At 30.9% G+C, this 19,888-nt stretch carries 20 protein-coding genes; all 20 read right to left on the bottom strand.

The genetic code is table 11. The features are described 5' to 3' along the window. Nucleotides 1–4 precede the first annotated feature (4 nt). Nucleotides 5–817, bottom strand: coding sequence for a class I SAM-dependent methyltransferase (locus BM053_RS09795; RefSeq protein WP_091476931.1), 813 nt, complete (start codon nucleotides 815–817; stop codon nucleotides 5–7). Nucleotides 818–846: 29 nt separating this feature from the next. Then, a complete protein-coding gene (locus BM053_RS09790) occupies nucleotides 847–2,001 on the bottom strand; it encodes a glycosyltransferase family 4 protein (protein WP_091476929.1) in 1,155 nt (384 codons plus the stop codon). Nucleotide 2,002: 1 nt separating this feature from the next. Further along, nucleotides 2,003–3,385: a hypothetical protein gene (locus tag BM053_RS09785; protein WP_091476927.1), complete on the bottom strand. Its 1,383-nt coding sequence runs from the start codon at nucleotides 3,383–3,385 to the stop codon at nucleotides 2,003–2,005. After that, nucleotides 3,378–4,613: a hypothetical protein gene (locus tag BM053_RS09780; RefSeq protein WP_091476924.1), complete on the bottom strand. Its 1,236-nt coding sequence runs from the start codon at nucleotides 4,611–4,613 to the stop codon at nucleotides 3,378–3,380. The genes BM053_RS09785 and BM053_RS09780 overlap by 8 nt, the downstream gene beginning before the upstream one ends. Continuing rightward, entirely contained in the window at nucleotides 4,603–5,718 is a 1,116-nt protein-coding gene (gene rffA / locus BM053_RS09775; RefSeq protein WP_091476922.1) for a dTDP-4-amino-4,6-dideoxygalactose transaminase, read from the bottom strand. Before rffA ends, BM053_RS09780 begins: the two co-directional genes overlap by 11 nt. After that, a complete protein-coding gene (locus tag BM053_RS09770) occupies nucleotides 5,715–6,398 on the bottom strand; it encodes a GNAT family N-acetyltransferase (protein ID WP_091476920.1) in 684 nt (227 codons plus the stop codon). The genes rffA and BM053_RS09770 overlap by 4 nt, the downstream gene beginning before the upstream one ends. Continuing rightward, nucleotides 6,395–7,324 (bottom strand): glycosyltransferase family 2 protein, encoded by a 930-nt coding sequence (locus BM053_RS09765; RefSeq protein WP_091476918.1) that lies wholly within the window; start codon nucleotides 7,322–7,324, stop codon nucleotides 6,395–6,397. Before BM053_RS09765 ends, BM053_RS09770 begins: the two co-directional genes overlap by 4 nt. Before the next feature lie 18 nt (nucleotides 7,325–7,342). Continuing rightward, on the bottom strand, nucleotides 7,343–8,503 hold the full coding sequence (locus BM053_RS09760; protein WP_091476917.1) for a hypothetical protein: 1,161 nt from the start codon (nucleotides 8,501–8,503) through the stop codon (nucleotides 7,343–7,345). Between the two features lie 10 nt (nucleotides 8,504–8,513). Beyond that, the gene (gene neuC / locus BM053_RS09755; protein ID WP_091476915.1) at nucleotides 8,514–9,635 is read right to left on the bottom strand and encodes a UDP-N-acetylglucosamine 2-epimerase; all 1,122 of its coding nucleotides are present in this window, start codon (nucleotides 9,633–9,635) and stop codon (nucleotides 8,514–8,516) included. A gap of 1 nt (nucleotide 9,636) precedes the next feature. Next, on the bottom strand, nucleotides 9,637–10,425 hold the full coding sequence (locus BM053_RS09750) for a glycosyltransferase family 2 protein (protein ID WP_091476913.1): 789 nt from the start codon (nucleotides 10,423–10,425) through the stop codon (nucleotides 9,637–9,639). Next, the gene (locus BM053_RS09745) at nucleotides 10,418–11,458 is read right to left on the bottom strand and encodes an N-acetylneuraminate synthase family protein (RefSeq protein ID WP_091476912.1); all 1,041 of its coding nucleotides are present in this window, start codon (nucleotides 11,456–11,458) and stop codon (nucleotides 10,418–10,420) included. Before BM053_RS09745 ends, BM053_RS09750 begins: the two co-directional genes overlap by 8 nt. 120 nt (nucleotides 11,459–11,578) lie before the next feature. Further along, the gene (locus tag BM053_RS09740; RefSeq protein WP_091476910.1) at nucleotides 11,579–12,241 is read right to left on the bottom strand and encodes an acylneuraminate cytidylyltransferase family protein; all 663 of its coding nucleotides are present in this window, start codon (nucleotides 12,239–12,241) and stop codon (nucleotides 11,579–11,581) included. Further along, the gene (locus BM053_RS12235) at nucleotides 12,234–12,866 is read right to left on the bottom strand and encodes a CatB-related O-acetyltransferase (RefSeq protein ID WP_091476908.1); all 633 of its coding nucleotides are present in this window, start codon (nucleotides 12,864–12,866) and stop codon (nucleotides 12,234–12,236) included. Before BM053_RS12235 ends, BM053_RS09740 begins: the two co-directional genes overlap by 8 nt. A 4-nt stretch (nucleotides 12,867–12,870) precedes the next feature. Continuing rightward, the gene (locus BM053_RS09730) at nucleotides 12,871–13,863 is read right to left on the bottom strand and encodes a glycosyltransferase family A protein (protein ID WP_091476906.1); all 993 of its coding nucleotides are present in this window, start codon (nucleotides 13,861–13,863) and stop codon (nucleotides 12,871–12,873) included. After that, nucleotides 13,847–14,782 carry an NAD-dependent epimerase/dehydratase family protein gene (locus BM053_RS09725; protein WP_091476905.1) on the bottom strand — a complete coding sequence of 312 codons (936 nt, stop codon included), beginning with the start codon at nucleotides 14,780–14,782 and terminating at the stop codon, nucleotides 13,847–13,849. Before BM053_RS09725 ends, BM053_RS09730 begins: the two co-directional genes overlap by 17 nt. Nucleotides 14,783–14,791: 9 nt before the next feature. After that, nucleotides 14,792–15,673 (bottom strand): glycosyltransferase family 2 protein, encoded by an 882-nt coding sequence (locus BM053_RS09720; protein WP_091476903.1) that lies wholly within the window; start codon nucleotides 15,671–15,673, stop codon nucleotides 14,792–14,794. Beyond that, nucleotides 15,663–16,583 carry a glycosyltransferase family 2 protein gene (locus tag BM053_RS09715; RefSeq protein WP_091476902.1) on the bottom strand — a complete coding sequence of 307 codons (921 nt, stop codon included), beginning with the start codon at nucleotides 16,581–16,583 and terminating at the stop codon, nucleotides 15,663–15,665. The genes BM053_RS09720 and BM053_RS09715 overlap by 11 nt, the downstream gene beginning before the upstream one ends. 32 nt (nucleotides 16,584–16,615) lie before the next feature. Further along, nucleotides 16,616–17,473, bottom strand: coding sequence for an FkbM family methyltransferase (locus BM053_RS09710; protein ID WP_091476900.1), 858 nt, complete (start codon nucleotides 17,471–17,473; stop codon nucleotides 16,616–16,618). 49 nt (nucleotides 17,474–17,522) lie between these two features. Beyond that, entirely contained in the window at nucleotides 17,523–18,614 is a 1,092-nt protein-coding gene (locus tag BM053_RS09705) for a glycosyltransferase (protein ID WP_167357335.1), read from the bottom strand. Between the two features lie 4 nt (nucleotides 18,615–18,618). Next, on the bottom strand, nucleotides 18,619–19,887 hold the full coding sequence (locus BM053_RS09700) for an ABC transporter ATP-binding protein (protein ID WP_091476895.1): 1,269 nt from the start codon (nucleotides 19,885–19,887) through the stop codon (nucleotides 18,619–18,621). Nucleotide 19,888: the final 1 nt, after the last annotated feature.

Genomic DNA, 19,888 nt, shown 5'->3' with positions numbered 1-19,888 from the left:
TTTCTTATTTCTTTTGCATTTTCATCGTGACGTGCATACAGCTAAACAAAACTTTGTCAGAAACCATTGAATTGTCCCAATCTTGCTGGTGCCATCTTTTACCAATTTCTTGTTTTTTTTCGCTCGAAATAGGCAATAAATTAATGAGGAAATACCATTTGGCTTTTCCTAACACACCATGTCTTTCAATGACTTTAAATGTATTGTGAAACTTGTAATAAGTACTTTTTGTAAACGGCCATTCCCAATCTTTATCCGACTGAAAAGGACGATACAAGACTCTAATTATTTTTATTGGCAAACTGGTTTCGAAAGGATCGTAACTTACTATGATTCCGTTTGTTGCTAATTTTTCGTTTAGTTTTGAGATTAAAACATCTGGATTTTGAAAATGATGCAAAACGCCATAAGCATAAATAATATCGAAATCTTTATCAGGAAAATCGGTCATCGACAAGAAATCGGCAGCAATCGCTTTGGCCGTTGGAATATCTTTTAGTCTGTCATTTAATTTTGCAATGGCAACATCACTTAAATCTAAACCAATGTATTCTTTGCTGTTTTCCGCCATATACATACTTAAGTTATTTCCTGAGAAACAACCCAAATCGAGTACTTTTTTATCAGACAAATCGCCAAACCAAACTTTATGCAAGTCATACGATTGGTTGAGTGCACCAATATCACGACGTATTTGTTTTAATGTTTTTTCTCTAAGAAATCCCCAAATTCTAGTCGGAATATTTTTATGAGTTTTATAATTATAAAATTCTTTTTGTTTTATATTGGTCTCTATTATTTCTTCTGCTGTTTTCATTATTTAGTATGCTTTAATTTGTGCTAAAGTTATCTTTTTTTAATTAATAGTGATTGAAAAAAAATAATATTTTGATTTACACTATTTTCTAAACCGTATTTTTTTAAGACAAAGGTTCTTGCTCTTTTGCCTATTTCGATTGATTTTTCTTTGTTAGCAAAAACCCAGCTTATTTTTTCTGCTATATCTTCAGGATTATGTGGGTTGCAAAGTAATCCCGTTTCATAATCGGTTATTGTTTCAGGACCTGGTCCTAATTTTGTAAATACTACCATTTTTTCCATTGCCATAGCTTCGGGAGCTACTAATCCTTGGGTTTCCATGTGTGATGGAAAAACACAAACTGATGCTTGTGCGTATTTAGCAGGAAGTGATTCAAAAGCTATTGCTCCATGAAAGCGAACTGCATCTGCGTAACTTCCTAATTTAGGGAATTCCTTTTCGACTAACATTTGCTGGTAAGAACTCCCATCTGGAAACAACCAATCTCTGCCATATATTTCTAGTGTCGCTTCCGGATATTTTTCTTTAACAATCGAGAATGCTTGAATTAGTTGGCGTATTCCTTTTTTTTCACAAATAGTACCCGCAAATACAATTTGAAACGGTACGACATTTACATGTAATGGACTAAACAAATCTGTATTGATAGGATAAAAAATAGTAGTTACAGGTTTTTTACGATAAGAAAGGTATTTTTCTGTGTGGGTTTTCACATAATTTGAAACTGGAACAAAAGCATCTGCTTTAGCAAAAGAACGTTTCTCCTGAAATCCTTTCCACCAATCAATTCCTCTGTTTTCTGCTTCGGCAAAAAAATGATGTCCGCCATGTAATCGGATTACATACTGAATATCTTTAATTTTTGTAAGAAATGCCAAGCCTAATTCAGCTGTTTCTATTATATCAATTGGTTTTTTTTTGTGAATTTCTCTGATTTTAGCATTAATCGCTTTAGAATTCAACCACCAAGATAATCCTTTAACTGTATTTTTTTTTAAACGGTATAATGCTACACCGTTTTCTATTGATTCCTCATTGGTTTCAGAATAATTAATTCCCACCACGCTAACATGAATTCCTTTAGTTACCAAAGCCGTAGCGATAATTTTTACAAAACTACCAAAACCACCATGCGGAAAACCGGTTTTAGGATATTCGTGGGTGATGAAACAAATGTGCATATTATTGTAATTTTAAAATCGTTCTAATATTTGATGATGCATTCTTATAATCTGGAATAATAACTGATTTCCATTGAGCCATAACATTCACACTACCTTTTTCGAGTATTTTTTGAGTTATTTCGGCACTATTGTTTAGCCATATTACAGCTTCTTTTGTTGGCATGCTTCTAAAATGTTGAAAATGATAGATTTTTTTTACCGACCAATCAGATACTTTTTTGATGTTTTGATCATAATTAATAAAAACACACGGTTTATCGAACATGGCAAAATCGAATGCCATGGTCGAACCAACATTGACCACAATATCTGAGTAATAAGCAGTACTAACAAGTAAGGACACATCTTCCCTTGAAGGATAAACCATACTCCAATCGGTAGATTTTTTGAATAACCAAATAGGAGGAACTTCTTTAATAAGATTACTATATTTTTGTACTACCGAATCGAACCTTCCTGATAAATCGACAGGGCAACGACGCAGTAAGATTTGATATTGTGTATCTAATCCCGCTTTTATAATTTCTGTGGCAATATCTTCAAGATACTGAGGGTCATCGGGCGAGGTTAAAACATCATCTCCAGAATAACAGATGATTTTTTTGGTCAAGTCTAAATTATATCTGTTGTAAAAATCTTCTTTTGGAATAATATTATTGGATTTTTCGTAACATTCAAACTGTGGTGTTCCAGTAATATGAATCTTTGATTGCGAAATTTCTGGATAATATAATTTCATTTCTTCTTTCATATATTCAGACCACACCAAATAATTATCGGCACGTAATGCCATTCTGGCTTTAGGTAAATTATCCCAAGAATAAATTACAGTAGTCGTTTGGATACCCAAATCTTTTGCCGCTGCAAAAACTGTCGCACATTGCAAACCTCTTTGATGGGAACAAAATAATTTATTGGGTTGTAATTCTTGAAGTATACCTTTTATTTCAAAATAAAAAGAATTTTTACGAATCGCTTTCTGATATATTTTTTCTAAAACAAGAATTCTGTTGTATTTTTTAACAAATGGTGCTGTACGCTCGATTGCTTTATAAAATATTTTCTTTGAAAACGAATTATGCGAAGATTTCCAATTTGTTAGAATAGTATCATTTTTTGTTAGTGCCAAATTGTGTTTAAGTCGGGACAAACAAATTAATTCTCTAAGAAATTTTTCTTTTAACGATTCTTTATATATTGGGATTTTTAACGCCTGAGAAATTCCTGTAAGTTTTTTTACGTCGGTTTCTGTTTCGCTATCAAAATTGTGAAATAGAATTAAGTCTTCTTCTCTATTTTTAAAAACTTCCGAATAGAGATAATTTCGTATTCCTACACCATCAGGAAATAATAGAAGGATTTTATTTTTAATTTCAACCACAGTTGCTTATTATTTTGTTACAAAGGTTAAAAGAACCATATAAACTCATCAATATCAAAATAGCATAATTAATTATAACCATATTTTTATTTATACTTTTTTTATGTTGTAAATTCCAATAATACAATATACTGGCAATAAAAACTGGCGCTAACCATCTTAACTCGACAAATGAAATGATTATGAATGAAAAAATTGAGAGCATCATCATTAATATTAAAGGAATAAAGGTCGATTCATTTATTTTCCTTTCTCTAATAAAACCACGAGCGCCAAAAAAGAATGTTAGCAAAAGAATAAATCCTAACTGCCTAAATCCGAAAAAAGTACATTCGAAGAAATCTTTAAAAAATTCTTTAACGGTTAACTTAATATCGAATAAAACACCACTTATAATTCCTTTAGGTAACGAATTTTCACCGTTTGCTTTCAAATAAGCATCTGTTTGCTCCCAACTCGGGTGATTATGATTGGGTAATTCTCCTTTATTTACCATTAGCTGAGCAAGATATTGTCTTTGCACCCAATTTGATTTAGCGGATTGCGGAGGCGATTTAAGATCATAAGATAAATTACCGTTTTCCGTCAGAGATGGTAGGTTTAAAACCAAAAAAAGTGCAACCAATCCTAATGGATAGTACCATTTTAAGTTGCTAAATCCTTTTTTGTGATATATGATATAAAAGCAGATTAAAATTACTGGTGTATAAACTAGAATTAGCTCTCTTGCAAAGAAAGCAATAGTTAGAGCAGACAGTGCTAATGTGGCATTCCACTCGCCTTTTCCGATTAAAAAAAACACTTCGCAAAGAAAAATTATTAATGCAACAAAGAAAAGCGAGTCGTTTGTACCAAAATAAAAATAACCTACTGTACTTATAAAAAAAAGTAAAAAACCATAAAATGGTAATTGCTTTTTTATTCTTTTAAAAAAATAAAAAAACAAACTCGAAACAATTAAAACATTAACCAACCGAAGTACTATAAAATTTTTCAAAAACAATGACAAAGGATATACTAATAGCATATATGGTATAGAAATGTTTTTCCTTACGGCATTATTCCAACCTTCTGTTTTTATAAAATCTAAATCATTCATAAATAACATTTCATCGCCTGAGCCAGCATTTCTAGTCAAAAAAAAGTAGGCTGAAATAAGCGAATATATCGACACTATTACTAAAAAAGAGAATTCTACTGTTTTTAAAATTTTAAAATTAATTTTCATATTTTTTTATTTTTGAAACTACATTTTCAACATCTAATTCATAATACATAGGCAATCTTAGCAATCTATCAGTAAAATTATCGCTGTTTTCTAATATTCTCCCATCATGTTTTTCGTTATAAAAAGGGCTAGAATGAAGACTAATATAATGAAATACGGCTAGTATCTCGTTTTGTTTCAAATGGTTTATTAATGCTGTTCGCTGTGACACTGATTTACAAACCAAATAAAACATGTGGGCATTATTCGTAGCCTCATTAATAATTGACATTAGTTTTATTTCATTTTTGTTTGCCCATTCTGCCAAATGTTCTAGATAAAAATCCCAATGTTGCAATCTCTTTTTTTGAATATTCTCAATATTTTCAATCTGAGCCCATAAAAATGCCGCTATAATTTCCGAAGGCAAAAAGGACGAACCAATATCGACCCAACCGTATTTGTTTACTTCTCCACGGAAGAATTCTGCACGATTAGTTCCTTTTTCCCAAATTACTTCAGCTCTAGGTATAAATCGGTCGTCATTTATCGTGAGCATTCCGCCTTCGCCAGAAATAATATTTTTAGTTTCGTGAAATGAAAAAGTCGCCATATGACCTATACTTCCTAAGGCTTTACCGTTGTAAAAAGAATCGATGGCTTGTGCTGCATCTTCAATTACGATGAGATTATATTTGTCTGCAAGAAACATGATTTTATCCATATCGCAAGCAACTCCTGCATAATGTACGGGAACGATTGCTTTAGTTTTTGGTGTGATTAAGGCTTCTATCTTAGTCGCATCGATATTTGGATTGTCAGGACAAGAATCTGCAAACACAATTTTTGCTCCTTGCCTTACAAAAGCAATGGCGGTAGATACAAAGGTAAAACTAGGTACAATGACCTCATCTCCTTCTTGAATGTTGGCTAAAATAGCACACATTTCTAAAGCATCAGTACAGGAAGTGGTGAGCAAAGCTTTTTTGAAACCATATTTTTGTTCGAAAAAAGTCTGACATTTTTGAGTAAACATTCCGTTGCCCGAAATTTTACCCGATTTGACAGCCTCTTCTATATATTGTGTTTCCTTTCCTGTTAGATAAGGCTTGTTGAATGGAATCATATTCTCCAATAATGTTTAATAATTAGTTTTTCTATTATTTTATATCCCAATTTAGTATAAAAACCGCAAGCAGCTTTATTTGCTAATTGTGTAGGAATATGCAACTCCAAAATTCCTATTGATTTTAATTGATTTTCAACCGCAATAATTAGTTTTTTTCCTATTCCTTTACCTTGTTCATTAGGATTTATTGCGATTAATCCTATTGTGGCATGACCTTCGTAAACTTTATATGAAACAAAACCTATTGTGTTTTGTCCTTCTTTATACACTAAAATATCGTCTGAAAATTGCTTATTTATTGAATTGTCTATCCATTTTTTGTACAAATCCTGAAATTCAATTTGCCTAAAATTTTGGTCAAGGTTAAATCTACTAAATTTTCCGCTTTCGAAAGCAAGTTGGTATACTATTTCTTTATTTACATTGGTATTAAAAAAAGAAATCACGTTTACATCTGTTGATTCTAGTTTTGTTATTTTTTTAGCAAATATAACTTTGGTTTCAACAAATGTTTGTTTGAAATTTTCGATTTCTATAGTATCATTGTCGATTGATTTAACATAAATTAAATCATAATTCTCTCCAGAAATTGAAGGGTTAGTTTTATTATTAATGAGTATTTCTCCTATTTTTTTTTTGAAAAAATCAGAATCCCAATCGAGCTTTTTTACATTCATTTTATTTCGTCTATAACAAATATTGGTCTGTTCTTTGTCTGGTCAAATATTTTTCCTACATAAATTCCTGTAACTCCTATTGTTGTTATGATAACGCCCGAAAGAAACCAAATTGAAACAATTATCGAGCTATATCCTAAAACTTCTACCTGACTTGTTATGGCAAGGTAAAGATTATATATTCCTAAAAGGAACGAAATTCCAGAAATTGTTAAGCCAAATTTCACAAAAAGTTTCAATGGTTTGTTTGAAAACGAAATAATAGTATTGAAAGCCAAACTTATTAGTTTTGAAAGTGTATAGGTCGAATTTCCTTCTTCTCTTTCGGCATGTTCGACCTCGATGGCAGTTGTACTGAAACCTACAAACTTTACAAATAATGGAAAAAATTTAATATAATCGGAAATATCCAAAATGGCATCTATTACTTTTTTGTTATAAATTCCAAAATTTGCTACTTCGTTATCATACAAAGTATCGGTAAAAAAACTATATATTTTTGAAAAAATAAATGATGTTTTTCTTTTAAAAAAACCGTCTTGCCTATTTTTTCTTTTGGCCAAAACAACATCATAACCTTCTTTTGCTTTGGTATATAATTTTAGAACTTCTTTGGGTTGGTCTTGCAAATCGCAATCCAGAACTACAACCCATTCGCCTTTTACTTGAGATAATCCTGCCATGATGGAAGGATGTTGACCGAAATTTCGACTCAATCTTATACTCTTTACTTCAGAAAAATTTTCAGATAGTTTTTGCATGACTTGCCAACTATTGTCTGGACTTCTGTCGTCGACCAAAATAATTTCGTAAGGTTCATTAATTTCTAACATCACTTTTTGAATTTCTTCAACCAGTTTGTCAAGAATTTTTTCGGCCCGATATACCGGACTTACAAATGAAATTATTGGTGTCGTATTTTGCATTTATTATTCGATTCTAAATTATATGATACTTGATGTTATTGCAATTTTAAAAAAATATACTATTCCTGAAACAAAATGCAAGACAAATAATCCTATTTCTATTTTATATGGTTTGTATTTATTAACGTTATTACTGATTAGTTTTAATAATTGTATTAAACATACCATAAATAATAAATACGAACACATGAAGGTTTGCCATAAAAAATTACCTGATAATTCTCTTCTACCACTTTCGTAGAAAAGACAACTAATAACAAGAGATATTCCTATACAAATTAATGCAAATTGAACCATTTTTTCTTTCAAAAGTGGTTTGTTTCTATAAAGAAAAATTATTGGAAACAGGAAACTAGAAACAATTGTACTTGCAAAAAAAACTGCTGTATAAAACCAATTTTGTTTACATGAATTGTACAATAGATGCATAAAATCGATTTTTACCGATGTTCCTCCTGAACCTGACTGTGCTTTTATATAAATAAAATAATATTCTACCAAAATTAATATTCCTGCTACAATTATTGGAATTAAGCTTGTGAAGAAATTTTTTCTAAATCCGTAAGTTTTTAATAAAAGTATTGGATAGGCAATTATATAAACAAAAATAAAACTAGGCTTTATTAATATATTTAAAACAATTAAAATAAAGATTGTAATATCTCTTTTTGTGCTGTAGTTTTCGAGTTGTTTTAGTGAATTCCAAAACAATAAGATTACAAATGGCATTGCAAAAATTGTTGTCGAATTGTGCCACACATTGGGCGGATAACTCATAATGTAATATTTTCCAAAAAGAATATATATTGACGGAAGGCTAAAACAAAAAAGCAATAATCCTGCTGAAACCGAAGGTATAATTCCTATACTCTCATTTAGTTTTGAAACTTCATTATGAATAATTTTTTTAGACAGCTTGTATTTTAAAAATGTTATTGCAACCAAAATTATATAGGACGCTGCTATCAAATACTCGATTTTATTCGAAAAAAAGCTGACGCAATAAACGGTTAGATAATACAAGAAATTTGTTTGCGCTCCCATTGTTCCGTCTAAATAGCCAACAATAAATTTTGCATGAGATGGAATATCGGTTTCTATAAAGTAAATGAGATAATAATATACCATTGCTAAAACTAGCAAAACGGTAAGGTCGATGAAAAATATTTTTTTTGTCATTTTTTATTTTTTATATATCTCTAAATTGTTTCTGATGATTGAGTTTCCAAATATCGACTTTTTCTAAAGATTGCAAAAATAATTGTGCACTATTTCCTTGACCAAAATCGTTTTGAGAAGCTTGTGTTTGGTGTGTATCAATAATAGACAAGGATTTTTGTATGTTCGATTTGTCATAATCTACATTAATAATATCGGCATTTAACGCTCTATTTTGTTGGCGTGTTCCTATATTAATAATGGGTAATCCGTAATAAGGTGCTTCCCGAATTCCTGCACTGCTGTTTCCTATTATGAACTGTGCTTTTTTTAGTAATGTTAAAAAATATTCGAAACGCAACGAAGGAAATATTCGGAAACGAGGATTGTTTTTTAGTTTTTCATAAGCTTGCAATATTACATTGCTTCCTAAATCGTTGTTTGGAAAAATGACTATATAATTGTGCGTGTCTTCTAACAATGAAGTTACAAAATCATCTGCATATTTTTGCATGTGCTTTGCTTCGGTAGTTACAGGGTGAAACATGACTACGGCATAAGCATCGAAATCGATTTCGTAATATTTTTTTGCGGTTTCTAAATCAGGTAAATTGTTTGAAAACATAATATCTACATCAGGTGAACCTATTGTAAAAATTGATTCCGATAATTCTCCCATTTGTATCAGTCGGTTTTTTGCCGAATCGTTTGACACGAAATGCACATGACTCATTTTACTTGTTGAATGACGAATTAACTCATCGATAGTTCCAGAAACTTCACCTCCTTCTATATGCGATACTAATATATTATTTAACGACCCCACAATAGCGCCAGCCAAAGCTTCCACTCTATCACCATGAATTACAATCATATCTGGACGACAATCTTTAACATAAGCTGACAAGCCTTCGATGGTTTTTGCCAATGTTAAATCCATCGTAGTTTCGTGTGTATGATTCTCAAAAGTATGCACATTAGTAAACCCACAACGCTCTATTTCTAAAAGTGTGTAACCGTATTCTTTTTGCAAATGCATTCCGGTTACAAATACAAAAACTTCAAAATTAGAATTGTTTTCTAAAATTGAAATTAATGATTTTATTTTACCAAAATCGGCTCGAGTACCTGTTAGAAATAGGATTTTTTTCATTTTATATTTTCCTTGGTTTGTTAAGATAAAACTTAATTTGAAATATCATTTTTCTAAATGAGTAAAATGCATTTAATATCCAACCTTTTAATAAACCCATATTTTCAAGAAAGAAATCTTGAAAAATTTGTTTAATTGTTTTGCTTTTTCCCCAAAGTTGGTATTGAATTATTGTTTCGTTTTTAAACCTAAAAAAATTTTGCTTACTATTTCTTTTTATATCATAACAAAAAATTGATGGAACAAATTGTATATCATAACCTTTGTTTACGACTCTTTTTGTCCATTCTTTGTCCTCGTTAGTAATTATATTGTCTAGAAATTTCTGGTCTTTCCATACGTTTTTATTAATGGCCGAACAAGCAAACATTAGACCACAACCGTTTAAATTTTCTTTGACCGAAATTCCGTTTAGATAAAGCTTATAATCACTGGAATAATGCAAACATCTTAATCCTGCTAATTGGTTAGAACTATTTTTGAATTTATCTAAAATTAGCTTAAAAAAATCATGGCTCACTGGGAAAACATGAGCACTCATTAAGACAACAATCTCATTTTTTGAAATTTCCATTGCCAAGTTGGCGCTAGATCCGTAGGAAAATTTTTCGACAGTAATGAATTTTGCCGAATTTTGTATTGCTATTTCTTTGCTGTTATCAGTAGAACAATTATCAATTACAATTATTTCATCAATATCATTTTTATAAAATTTATTCAATACGGTTAATAAAAACTCAATACTTTTAGCTTCGTTTTTATTACGTATAACAACTGATATTTTATTCATAATCAGAATTCATTAATTGTTCATCATTTTCTATATCTCGAGTGGCGATTTTTCCTAACAAACTTTCATAATGTTCTGCTAAAATTTTTCCTGTTCCTGGTCTTTTTACCCAAATATTTTCTTTGGTAAAAACAGCTCCTTTTTTTATAGGAGCGATTGTACAAACGGTAGCAAAAGCAAAATCGATGGTTACTTGTTCTTCGTCGGCTGGCTTTTTTGTTCCGCCACGCATTAATGACATTTCTGCTGAATTTATAATTAATTCTGCACAAGCATTTTCGTTCATACTACAAACAATATCTGGTCCTGTTCGTTGCATATGGTCTGTAAAATGACGTTCTAAAATAGAAGCGCCTAAAGCTACTGCACCTAAACAAGCATTGTTATTTAAAGTATGATCGCTTAATCCGAAAACTTTGTTCGGAAATGCCTGGTGCATTTCTACCATCGCACCAAAACGAACCAAATGAATCGGTGTAGGATACAAATTGGTCGTATGCAAAAGTGCTACGGGAATATTGTGTTTGTCAAAAATAGCAACTGCTTTAGTGATACTTTCTATAGTATTCATTCCTGTACTCAAGATAACAGGTTTTCCAAAAGAAGCAATATGTTCTAATAATGGGTAATTATTACATTCACCAGAACCAATTTTATAAGCTGGAATATCAAACTTTTTTAATCTTTCTGCTGCAGCACGAGAAAAGGGTGTTGAAATAAAAATCATGCCCTTACTTTCTACATAATTTTTTAGTTCTAGTTCGTCAGCTTCGTTTAAAGCGCAACGTTCCATAATTTCATAAATAGAAACTGTGGCGTTACCAGGAATTACTTTTTTCGCTTCTTTATTCATTTCGTCAGCCACAATATGGGTTTGATGCTTTACCACCTCAACACCAGCGCGTTGGGCAGCATCGACCATTTCTTTGGCTACTTGTAGTGAACCTTCGTGATTGATACCTATTTCGGCAATGACCAATGGCGGAAAATCTTGTCCTATTTTTCTGCCTGCTATTTCTATGTATGGATTCATTATATTTTAGATTTCTGTCCCAATAGCTATCGGGATTATATTTTAGATTGTTCGAACTTCCACTATAAATTTAAAACCATTCAAGGCATCGATTTACAGTAATTTACATGATTTTTATATTTATTGATTACTTTTAAGTAAGAAATCAGCATAATCAAAATCTTCTTGTGTATCTATATCAACATTCGCAAAAGGGTGATTTACTTGAAATGGAAAAGCATTTTCTGAAATAATACTATTGTCTAAAATTAGTGTTGCTTTACTAATATACAACAATCCATTTTCGAAATATAGTGGCTCTAAATCTTGACTTCTCTGCCCTATTTCGTAATTGAAAGGAATGTATTTGTCGTTAACAATTTTTCCAAATTTCTGATGGTTTCGGGTAACGGTAAATAGGCTATCACAATTGTTATTATTAAAAATACCAAAAGCTTCTTTTAATAAATTTGCAGGTCGAAATGGATTTGTCGCTTGCAATAAAACTACATTTTCTACGCTCTCTATAGTTGAAAGAACATGTTTTAGTGCTGAAACGGTAGGTTCGAAATCACCCGATAATTCAGCTGGTCTATCTATAACTTTGGCACCGTATTGTATGGCAATTTCTTTAATTTTTTTGTCGTCGGTAGAAACATAAATATCGTCTATAATGTCTATGTTGGCTTTGGCAAATAAAATACTATGCACTATAAGCGGCAAACCATCAAGAAATTTGATATTTTTTTCTGGTAGTCTTTTAGAACCGCCACGAACTGGTATTATAGCAATGGTTTTACTCATAAATACTTTCTTTATTTTGAAAATTTTTAAAGAACAGTGGTTTTATCTTTTCTAAGTCTGATTCAGACAAATCCCACCATTTTAAATCTTCAATTTCTTTAATAATAGTATCAGAAAATCGCTTATTAATTGTTTTAGCAGGAACTCCTGCAACAATGGTATAAGGCAAAACATCTTTAGTTATTACTGCTCCAGCCGCCAGAATTGCTCCATTGCCAATAGTAACATTGCCCACTATGATAACGTTATGTCCTATCCAAACATCATTTCCAACAATGACGGTATTCGTTTGTTTCAGCTGTTGCAATTCTCCTTTAAATAAATTAGAATTGATGTACGAAGACATATAATTTATAGGGTGATTTGTGGTATGAATGGCTACATCGGCACCAATCTGGCAATATTTACCAATGGTAATATTTCCAGCTAATAAGTTATTATACCCAAGCGTTGTTGCATAACCAATTTTTATATTTCCGGAAAAATTACAGCGATCTGGCACGGCATTCTTACCTTCAAAAGTAACATTTTGCAATCCTCTGGGAAAACCAAAAAAAGTAACATTATTTTTTTTTTGAGGTCTATTAAGAATGTAATACAACGCTTTTCTTATTAAATCAATCATAATATCAAGACAGTATTTTAATTTTTTTAAGTAACCTTCTAGTCTTAGACCTTATAAAATATGGAATTATTTTAGCTAAAAATGAAACGTCTTTGAAAGGTATTACTTGAAATGAAAATTCTTTTTCATCATAATCCCTTAATTCCGCTATTTTTTGATCTGCCCATTCTTTTTCCAGAACATTTCCCATATGCCAAACATATGCTTTTGGAGATGATAATCTCCATAAACCAGTTTTATCAAAAGGAATGTCTAAATAAATAGATTCCGAACCTCCTGAAACACCAATTTTTGATTGCTCTTTAGGAACAAATTTCAACGTAGGTGTTTTTCTAATAGTGCAACAAAAATGACCCGCACCAATGATATAATTATACTTACTAACACAAAAAACATTTCCAGCGAACATCTTTTCTGTAAACTCATTATTTTTCCCAACACTTTTGTGAAAATGTGCTAAATCATCAAAAGCACATACAGCACTTGCTTTTCTTTTTTTAAAGAAAACGGTAAATAGATTTTCAAATAGTGTAGAATCTGCGTGGCTGTAATTCCTAGGTGTTGGATTCATCGAAACAAAACCTGCTTTTGACACATTTTTAAACATGTTGAAAGTCTGTTGCAACCATCCCTTATCAAAAAAAACATCGGCATCAGAATAGGTAATAAATTCTTCAAAACTGGCTCTCGTTTCGGCTATGATAGCATTCATTTTGCCAACATTTTCTGTATTAAAAACCGCTCTGTCAATTTTTTCATCTTGCCAAAGTTGGTAAATATATTCATTTACCTCATCTGACGAAGCGTTAGATATTAAGGAAACAACCGTATCCTCATTAATTGTTTTTAATAAAGACTCTATACATACTTTAAAAACATTGAACGCATCGGCAAAATATCCTTCAGCATTTGGAATATAAACTGGAATAATTACCCTATGTGATTTAATGAATAAATCAATAGTTTTATGATTATTTGGATTACTTCCTATTCTCATAATGGTTTATCAATTTTGCAATCCCTACTTCTAAAGCGATTAATTCTCTCCCTAAAATAGCTTTCATTTTTGTCGTATCTGGACATCTTCTGGTCATATCACCTTCTTCCAATGGTGGTAAATGAATAATTTTTGAACTTGAATTAGATATTGCAATTACTCTTTGAGCTAAATCTAAAATCGTCATTTCGATATCGCTCCCTACGTTCAGCACATCATTTACAGAGTTTTTATCGTCCATTGCCTTTACACAAGCAGCTATATTATCATCTACATAGCAAAATGAACGGGTTTGCAAACCATCTCCATACAAATAAATAGGCTCATTTTTAAGTGCTGCTTTGATAAATCTTGGCACCACAAAATCTTCGCTCTGATTAGGTCCGTAGGTATTAAAGAAACGAAAAATTGTATATTCTAATCCGTATTCTTGATAATAGGATTTAAAAAAGGCTTCTCCAACATTCTTTACAATAGCATAAGGCAATCTAGAGTTTAGTGGTGTTGTGTTTTCGTTTTGAGGAATTTCAAAAGGCTCACCATATACTTCAGAAGAGCTTGAATAAAAAACACGTTTTACACCTGAATTTTTAGATAAGGACAAAATATTTTTTATTCCATCTATATCATCTAAGACCATTATGGGATTTTCCAGTGTGCGCTTTACTCCTACTATTGCAGCATAATGAAACACATAATCAAAATTATACCTGCCGAAAATAGGCACGATATCATTGTAATTATTTGCATTTGCTTTAATAAATTTTACGTTTTCACCTTGTGGAACTTTTGCCATGCTTCCTGTCGATAAATTATCGACAATAACAATATAATTGTCTTTGTTTTCTGCTAATTTAGTAGCTAAAGCACTACCTACATTTCCCGCTCCGCCAGTTATAAGTATTGTTATTTTATCCATCTTTTTGGCTTAATTTGTATTTATTTTTTTAATTGGTAATTTTAAATAATAAAAAGGATTCACAATCAAATTTAGTCGATTTATTTTTATTGGATTTTTCGAAAAAATAGTATTCCAACTTCTTATTCCAGCATTGGCTAAAATATAAGCTATTTTATACAATGTAAATGGGTTTTTTATTCCCATTTTTATGAAATTTGAGAACATTTTTTGTTCAATTCCCACGTACTTTTCTATTTTTTTTGATAACCTATTAGTATCATTCCCTTCACGATAAAAAGCCAAAGGCTCCTCTATGTATAGAACTTTAAAAAAATAAAACATTCTTTGATAAAAATCTACATCTTCACCAACTTTTATTTCTTCATCAAAAATAATTTTATCAAAAACTTCTTTTCTAAAAAGTGGTGTTGGGGATTTTACAACCCAAACTCCTAAAGCGTTCCAAAAAACAAAACCACTTCTTTTGTGTGCTTTTTCTACTGATGCTCCTATTATTTCGCCAGTTTCTACTCCATTATCATTAATGATTTTAGCGGCAGAATGAACGCAAAATATTTCTTTATCTTTCTCTAAAACCGTTACCTGTTTTTCGATTTTTGTGTTTAAAAACAAATCATCGTCATCTAATAGCGCAATATATTTTCCTTTTGCATTTTTTACACCAAAATTTCTTGCAGATGAAAGCCCCCCATTTTCTTTATATAAATAAATACATTGCTTGTATTTTGCACATATATCTTCTGCATAATTAATTTTTGAACCATCATCAATAACTAAAATTTCAATGTTTTTATAGGTTTGACTTATAACAGATTGGATAGCAATATCTAAATATTCTTCTCTATTATAAGTAGGTATAATAACACTAACCAATGAACTATTTTCCATTAAAAATTTTTTTTAAAGTCAAGGGTAATAGTTTTTTTAAATACAAATTTTTTAATTTTTTGTCGTTTCTAAAAACCTCGAAATTAAACATTTCACGTTTATTTTTCCAAATATAGTTATTAAAATAGTGATTTATAATATTAATACTTTTTTCTGGATAATTAAAATAGGCTATATAAACAATCACTTCTTTATAGGTTCCTAGTATAGCTTTTGAATTTGAAAGTATTGTTGTGGTTGAATTTTCATGACGCCTAAAAAAATTCATTTTTTTATTGATAAAAGCAAATGATGAATTGGTAAGTAGAAAAGTCCATAAAAATATATCTGAAGATTGTCTATATGAAAAAATTATTGCGGGAATTTCGACAGAAGGTTTTCTAAAAACTACCGAACTGCCATTGTTGATATAGGTTTCCAGAGGCATTTTTTCTAAAAATGCTTTTCCTTCAAAAACTTTATACTCATTATGATCTACACTTAGAGATTTTGTTCTTTTTTCTGTACTTGAAATAATCTTATTTTGTTCATCAACAAGGTTACTCGAACAAAAACTTAAAACACATTCTTTATTTTTTTCTAAAACATGAATCTGTTCAGACAAAAAATAAATATCTGAATAATCGTCTGTTTCTGCAATCCAAATGTATTCTGAATCGGATAATTCAATTCCTTTTTGCCAAGATTTATAACCGCTTCCTGAATTGGTTTCATTAATAATAAAATATTTGACTCTTTCTTTATTGTTCTCAACAAAATCAGTCAATATTTCTAGACTAGAATCTGTAGATTTATCGTCAATAATAATAAGCTCCCAATCACTATAAATTTGGTTTATTATTGAATCTAGTCTGTCTTTTAAAAAGATAGCATGATTGTATGATGGAAGAATTATTGAAACTTTAGGCATTTATCTTATTTTATATAGCTTGATTTTGTGAACTATTTAATAAGTGAACTATGTTTGGCGTGCGTGTCAAACCAGCCTGGAATAGATTGCTTAGTAAATAAATGAATTATTTTAAATAGTATTTTACGAATATATCCATTGGTAATAAATCCATTATCTCCAAACAATTTGTATCCGAAGAAAATTAGTTGATATTTTTGTATAGCATTCGAATAATTAATCCATTTATTAGGCAAATCTTTTCCAAATAATCCTGTCGCTCCTGAACTAAATTGATAGTTCAAACAAATTCCTTCTTCTGAATTTTCGGGTTCTTTTTGCTCTGAAATATTTCCTTGATTAACGATTTGAAATTGAGAATATCCGTTATTTTTAAACAAATCAAATTCTTCTTTCAGCTCTGTGAAAGAAACTTTTTCAGATTCGATAGATACATAATCTGGTTTTTTATCAAAATTAAGCAAAGCTTTTAGACAAACTCTGTCCATTCCTTCTATATCAATCTTTAGATAATACGGGATTCCGTATTTTTCAAGACATTTTTTAAAATCTATTTTGGCAACCTCAACAATTTCATTTTCTGTACCTTTTTTTTCATTTCTTTTTGCCCAATTACCATCTACTGTTCCCCAAACGCTTAAATTTTTATTTCTATAAAACTGAATATTGGGATTAGAGGAATCTGTATCAAAATCGAAATCAATTATAGCTCCTTCTACAATAGTAAGTTTTCCGTCTTTAATTTCATCTGCAAATTTTGTCGCACACAATTTTACCAACTCTGGATTTGCTTCAAATGCTACAACTTGATATCCTTTTTTTAGGTAAAACTCTGTGTCCTCACCTTTATGCATACCAACATCAAATATTGTTTTTTTGACTTCTGCCATTTTTTCCTTTTTTTTTGATAAATTAAAATACTTTGCCAATTATATTTTACTAATTAAGTATTTTAGTCCAACATTCAACAATTGTTCTTTCTTCCATTTCCATACTGTATTCCGAAAGAATAAATTCTGATGCTTTTTTCCCTTTTGTTACAAATGGCTTGTCATCTAGTTCGTATTCTTTGATGACTTTTTCGAGTGTTTTTGCAAAGGCAATGACATCTCTGTCTTCTATTGGATAACAAAAATCTTCTTTAAAAAATTCTTTTCCGCCTTTTCCTGCATAACCAACAACAACACAACCGCAAGCCATAGCTTCAGCTGGTGGCATTCCGAATCCTTCATTGATGCTAAAACTAAGAAAAAACGCACATTCTTTTAAGTTTTTAGCCACTTCGTTTTCGTTCATATTGTGTATCTCTACAAGTTCCCAATTTTCTAAAACTCCTCTGAATTTTAAAATATTAATAACTTGAACCAAATCAGGACGCAAACGTCTTGGCATAAAAGCAATTTTTCTTTTTTTATTTTCATTAAAAGAAAAATTTTTTGCATCAATCCCATAACGAACTCTATTGACGGTCATTTTCGGGAATGCATGATTTATATATTCTTTTGCATTTTCAGAGTTGACTACTGTTGCAATTAGATTTTTTTCTAAATATGGTGTGTCGTTATTTTTTAGATTTAAATCGTAATGAAAAAATGTCTGATATGCTCCTTGGTTATATATTACCGTTGGGTTGTTTACTAACAGGTTAGTAACATTGGGACCATATACTTCTGGAAAAACAAAAATATCATCTTGTTTTACTGAAATGTTTTTGGATTTACTTTTAATCTTCAAAAGGTTCTCTTTAATATTTTTTTTATAAATATTCTTTGCTTTTAAAAGTAAATTTAAGATTCCTTTTTCGTTGGATTTGGTTTTTAATAAGTTATCAATGCCTTCAAATAATGGATAGTAATAAGCAATTTTTGTTTCGTTTTTAAACCAAGTACATTTAAAACCATACCATCTGTGTAGTACAAATGCGTTAAAACCATTATTATTTAGGATATCAACTTGTCTGTATATCTGTTTTATCCCTCCTGTTGGAGCATTAATATCATCGCAAACAAAAAATATTCTTTTATTATTCATAATTTTATTTGCTAATAAAATTGACATCAAAATCGAACAAAAGTCTACTTTCGGCTACAGGAACACCTCGCCCTGCCTTGTAATAATCTCCGTCTACAACTTCAAAATAAATAGCGCTTTGAAGCCAATCGGCTCTTTTCAAATCTACATAAACATCAGTGCTTATATAATATCCTCCTTCATTTAAATTGAGTTTATCCATTTTGAAAAGTATCTTGCAAACGTTTGATTTTGTTTCTTTATTAAACAAGTAATTGCTCATCCAAGCGATTCTTTGTCCCATTCGATCATCGATTTTCAAATCAAAACGAATATGTGATGAATCAATTTCTTGAGGATTGTCTATAGTTAATTCGATATGAAATGGTTTTCCTATTTGGGGTTCTAAATTTTTATTTTCCCCATAAATTGATGATTCAATTACTTTTATAACACCCGAACCAATTCTGCTGTCGAAGTTAGCCAATGATTCTATATTAGCATTATCTTTCAAATATACTTGTATTGATTCTTCTATATCACCTTCAAAAAAAATGGTTCCGTTTCGCATTACCACTCCTCTTGTGCATAAATTTTGCACGGCCGCCATATTATGACTCACAAACAAAACGGTTTTGCCTGCTTCTCTAGATATATCCTGCATTTTACCAATGGCTTTTTTCTGAAACTCGGCATCACCAACTGCTAAAACCTCATCAACCACTAAAATCTCTGGGTCTAAATGAGCCGCTACTGCAAAGGCCAAACGAACAGTCATTCCGCTACTGTAGCGTTTTACTGGAGTGTCTATGTATCGTTCGCAGCCTGAAAATTCTATAATTTCATCAATTTTGGAAGCGATTTCTTTTTTAGTCATACCCAAAATGGCTCCATTTAAGTACACGTTTTCACGACCCGTCATTTCTGGATGAAAACCTGTTCCTACTTCGAGTAAAGACGCTATTCTTCCTCTGGTTTTTATGCTTCCCGTGGTGGGCGAAGTGACACGAGATAATATTTTGAGTAATGTCGATTTTCCTGCACCATTCTTACCAATAATACCCAATACTTCTCCTTGATTGACTTCAAAATTGATGTCTTGCAAGGCCCAAACGTAATCTGTATCTCCTTTTTTGCTTCGATCATTGGTTTCGCCAATTTTAAGAAACGGATCTTCTTTGCCTCTTATTTTTGCCCACCATCGGTTTAAATCATGAGAAATAGTACCTGTTCCCACCTGTCCAAGTCGGTACTGTTTCGATACGTTTTCTATTTTTAAAATTACTTTACTCATG

The organism is Flavobacterium swingsii, assembly GCF_900111965.1.
Lineage (GTDB): Bacteria > Bacteroidota > Bacteroidia > Flavobacteriales > Flavobacteriaceae > Flavobacterium > Flavobacterium swingsii.
The sequence above is the reverse complement of the archived record's forward strand: the minus strand, read 5'-3'. Positions and strand labels throughout refer to the sequence as shown.

What these genes read in the sequence shown, in the direction of transcription:
- BM053_RS09795 (WP_091476931.1), bottom strand. Translation starts at nt 817, where the DNA reads ATGAAAACAGCAGAAGAAATAATAGAGACCAATATAAAACAAAAAGAA.
- BM053_RS09790 (WP_091476929.1), bottom strand. Translation starts at nt 2,001, where the DNA reads ATGCACATTTGTTTCATCACCCACGAATATCCTAAAACCGGTTTTCCG.
- BM053_RS09780 (WP_091476924.1), bottom strand. Translation starts at nt 4,613, where the DNA reads ATGAAAATTAATTTTAAAATTTTAAAAACAGTAGAATTCTCTTTTTTA.
- rffA (WP_091476922.1), bottom strand. Translation starts at nt 5,718, where the DNA reads ATGATTCCATTCAACAAGCCTTATCTAACAGGAAAGGAAACACAATAT.
- BM053_RS09770 (WP_091476920.1), bottom strand. Translation starts at nt 6,398, where the DNA reads ATGAATGTAAAAAAGCTCGATTGGGATTCTGATTTTTTCAAAAAAAAA.
- BM053_RS09765 (WP_091476918.1), bottom strand. Translation starts at nt 7,324, where the DNA reads ATGCAAAATACGACACCAATAATTTCATTTGTAAGTCCGGTATATCGG.
- BM053_RS09760 (WP_091476917.1), bottom strand. Translation starts at nt 8,503, where the DNA reads ATGACAAAAAAAATATTTTTCATCGACCTTACCGTTTTGCTAGTTTTA.
- neuC (WP_091476915.1), bottom strand. Translation starts at nt 9,635, where the DNA reads ATGAAAAAAATCCTATTTCTAACAGGTACTCGAGCCGATTTTGGTAAA.
- BM053_RS09750 (WP_091476913.1), bottom strand. Translation starts at nt 10,425, where the DNA reads ATGAATAAAATATCAGTTGTTATACGTAATAAAAACGAAGCTAAAAGT.
- BM053_RS09745 (WP_091476912.1), bottom strand. Translation starts at nt 11,458, where the DNA reads ATGAATCCATACATAGAAATAGCAGGCAGAAAAATAGGACAAGATTTT.
- BM053_RS09740 (WP_091476910.1), bottom strand. Translation starts at nt 12,241, where the DNA reads ATGAGTAAAACCATTGCTATAATACCAGTTCGTGGCGGTTCTAAAAGA.
- BM053_RS12235 (WP_091476908.1), bottom strand. Translation starts at nt 12,866, where the DNA reads ATGATTGATTTAATAAGAAAAGCGTTGTATTACATTCTTAATAGACCT.
- BM053_RS09730 (WP_091476906.1), bottom strand. Translation starts at nt 13,863, where the DNA reads ATGAGAATAGGAAGTAATCCAAATAATCATAAAACTATTGATTTATTC.
- BM053_RS09725 (WP_091476905.1), bottom strand. Translation starts at nt 14,782, where the DNA reads ATGGATAAAATAACAATACTTATAACTGGCGGAGCGGGAAATGTAGGT.
- BM053_RS09720 (WP_091476903.1), bottom strand. Translation starts at nt 15,673, where the DNA reads ATGGAAAATAGTTCATTGGTTAGTGTTATTATACCTACTTATAATAGA.
- BM053_RS09715 (WP_091476902.1), bottom strand. Translation starts at nt 16,583, where the DNA reads ATGCCTAAAGTTTCAATAATTCTTCCATCATACAATCATGCTATCTTT.
- BM053_RS09710 (WP_091476900.1), bottom strand. Translation starts at nt 17,473, where the DNA reads ATGGCAGAAGTCAAAAAAACAATATTTGATGTTGGTATGCATAAAGGT.
- BM053_RS09705 (WP_167357335.1), bottom strand. Translation starts at nt 18,614, where the DNA reads ATGAATAATAAAAGAATATTTTTTGTTTGCGATGATATTAATGCTCCA.
- BM053_RS09700 (WP_091476895.1), bottom strand. Translation starts at nt 19,887, where the DNA reads ATGAGTAAAGTAATTTTAAAAATAGAAAACGTATCGAAACAGTACCGA.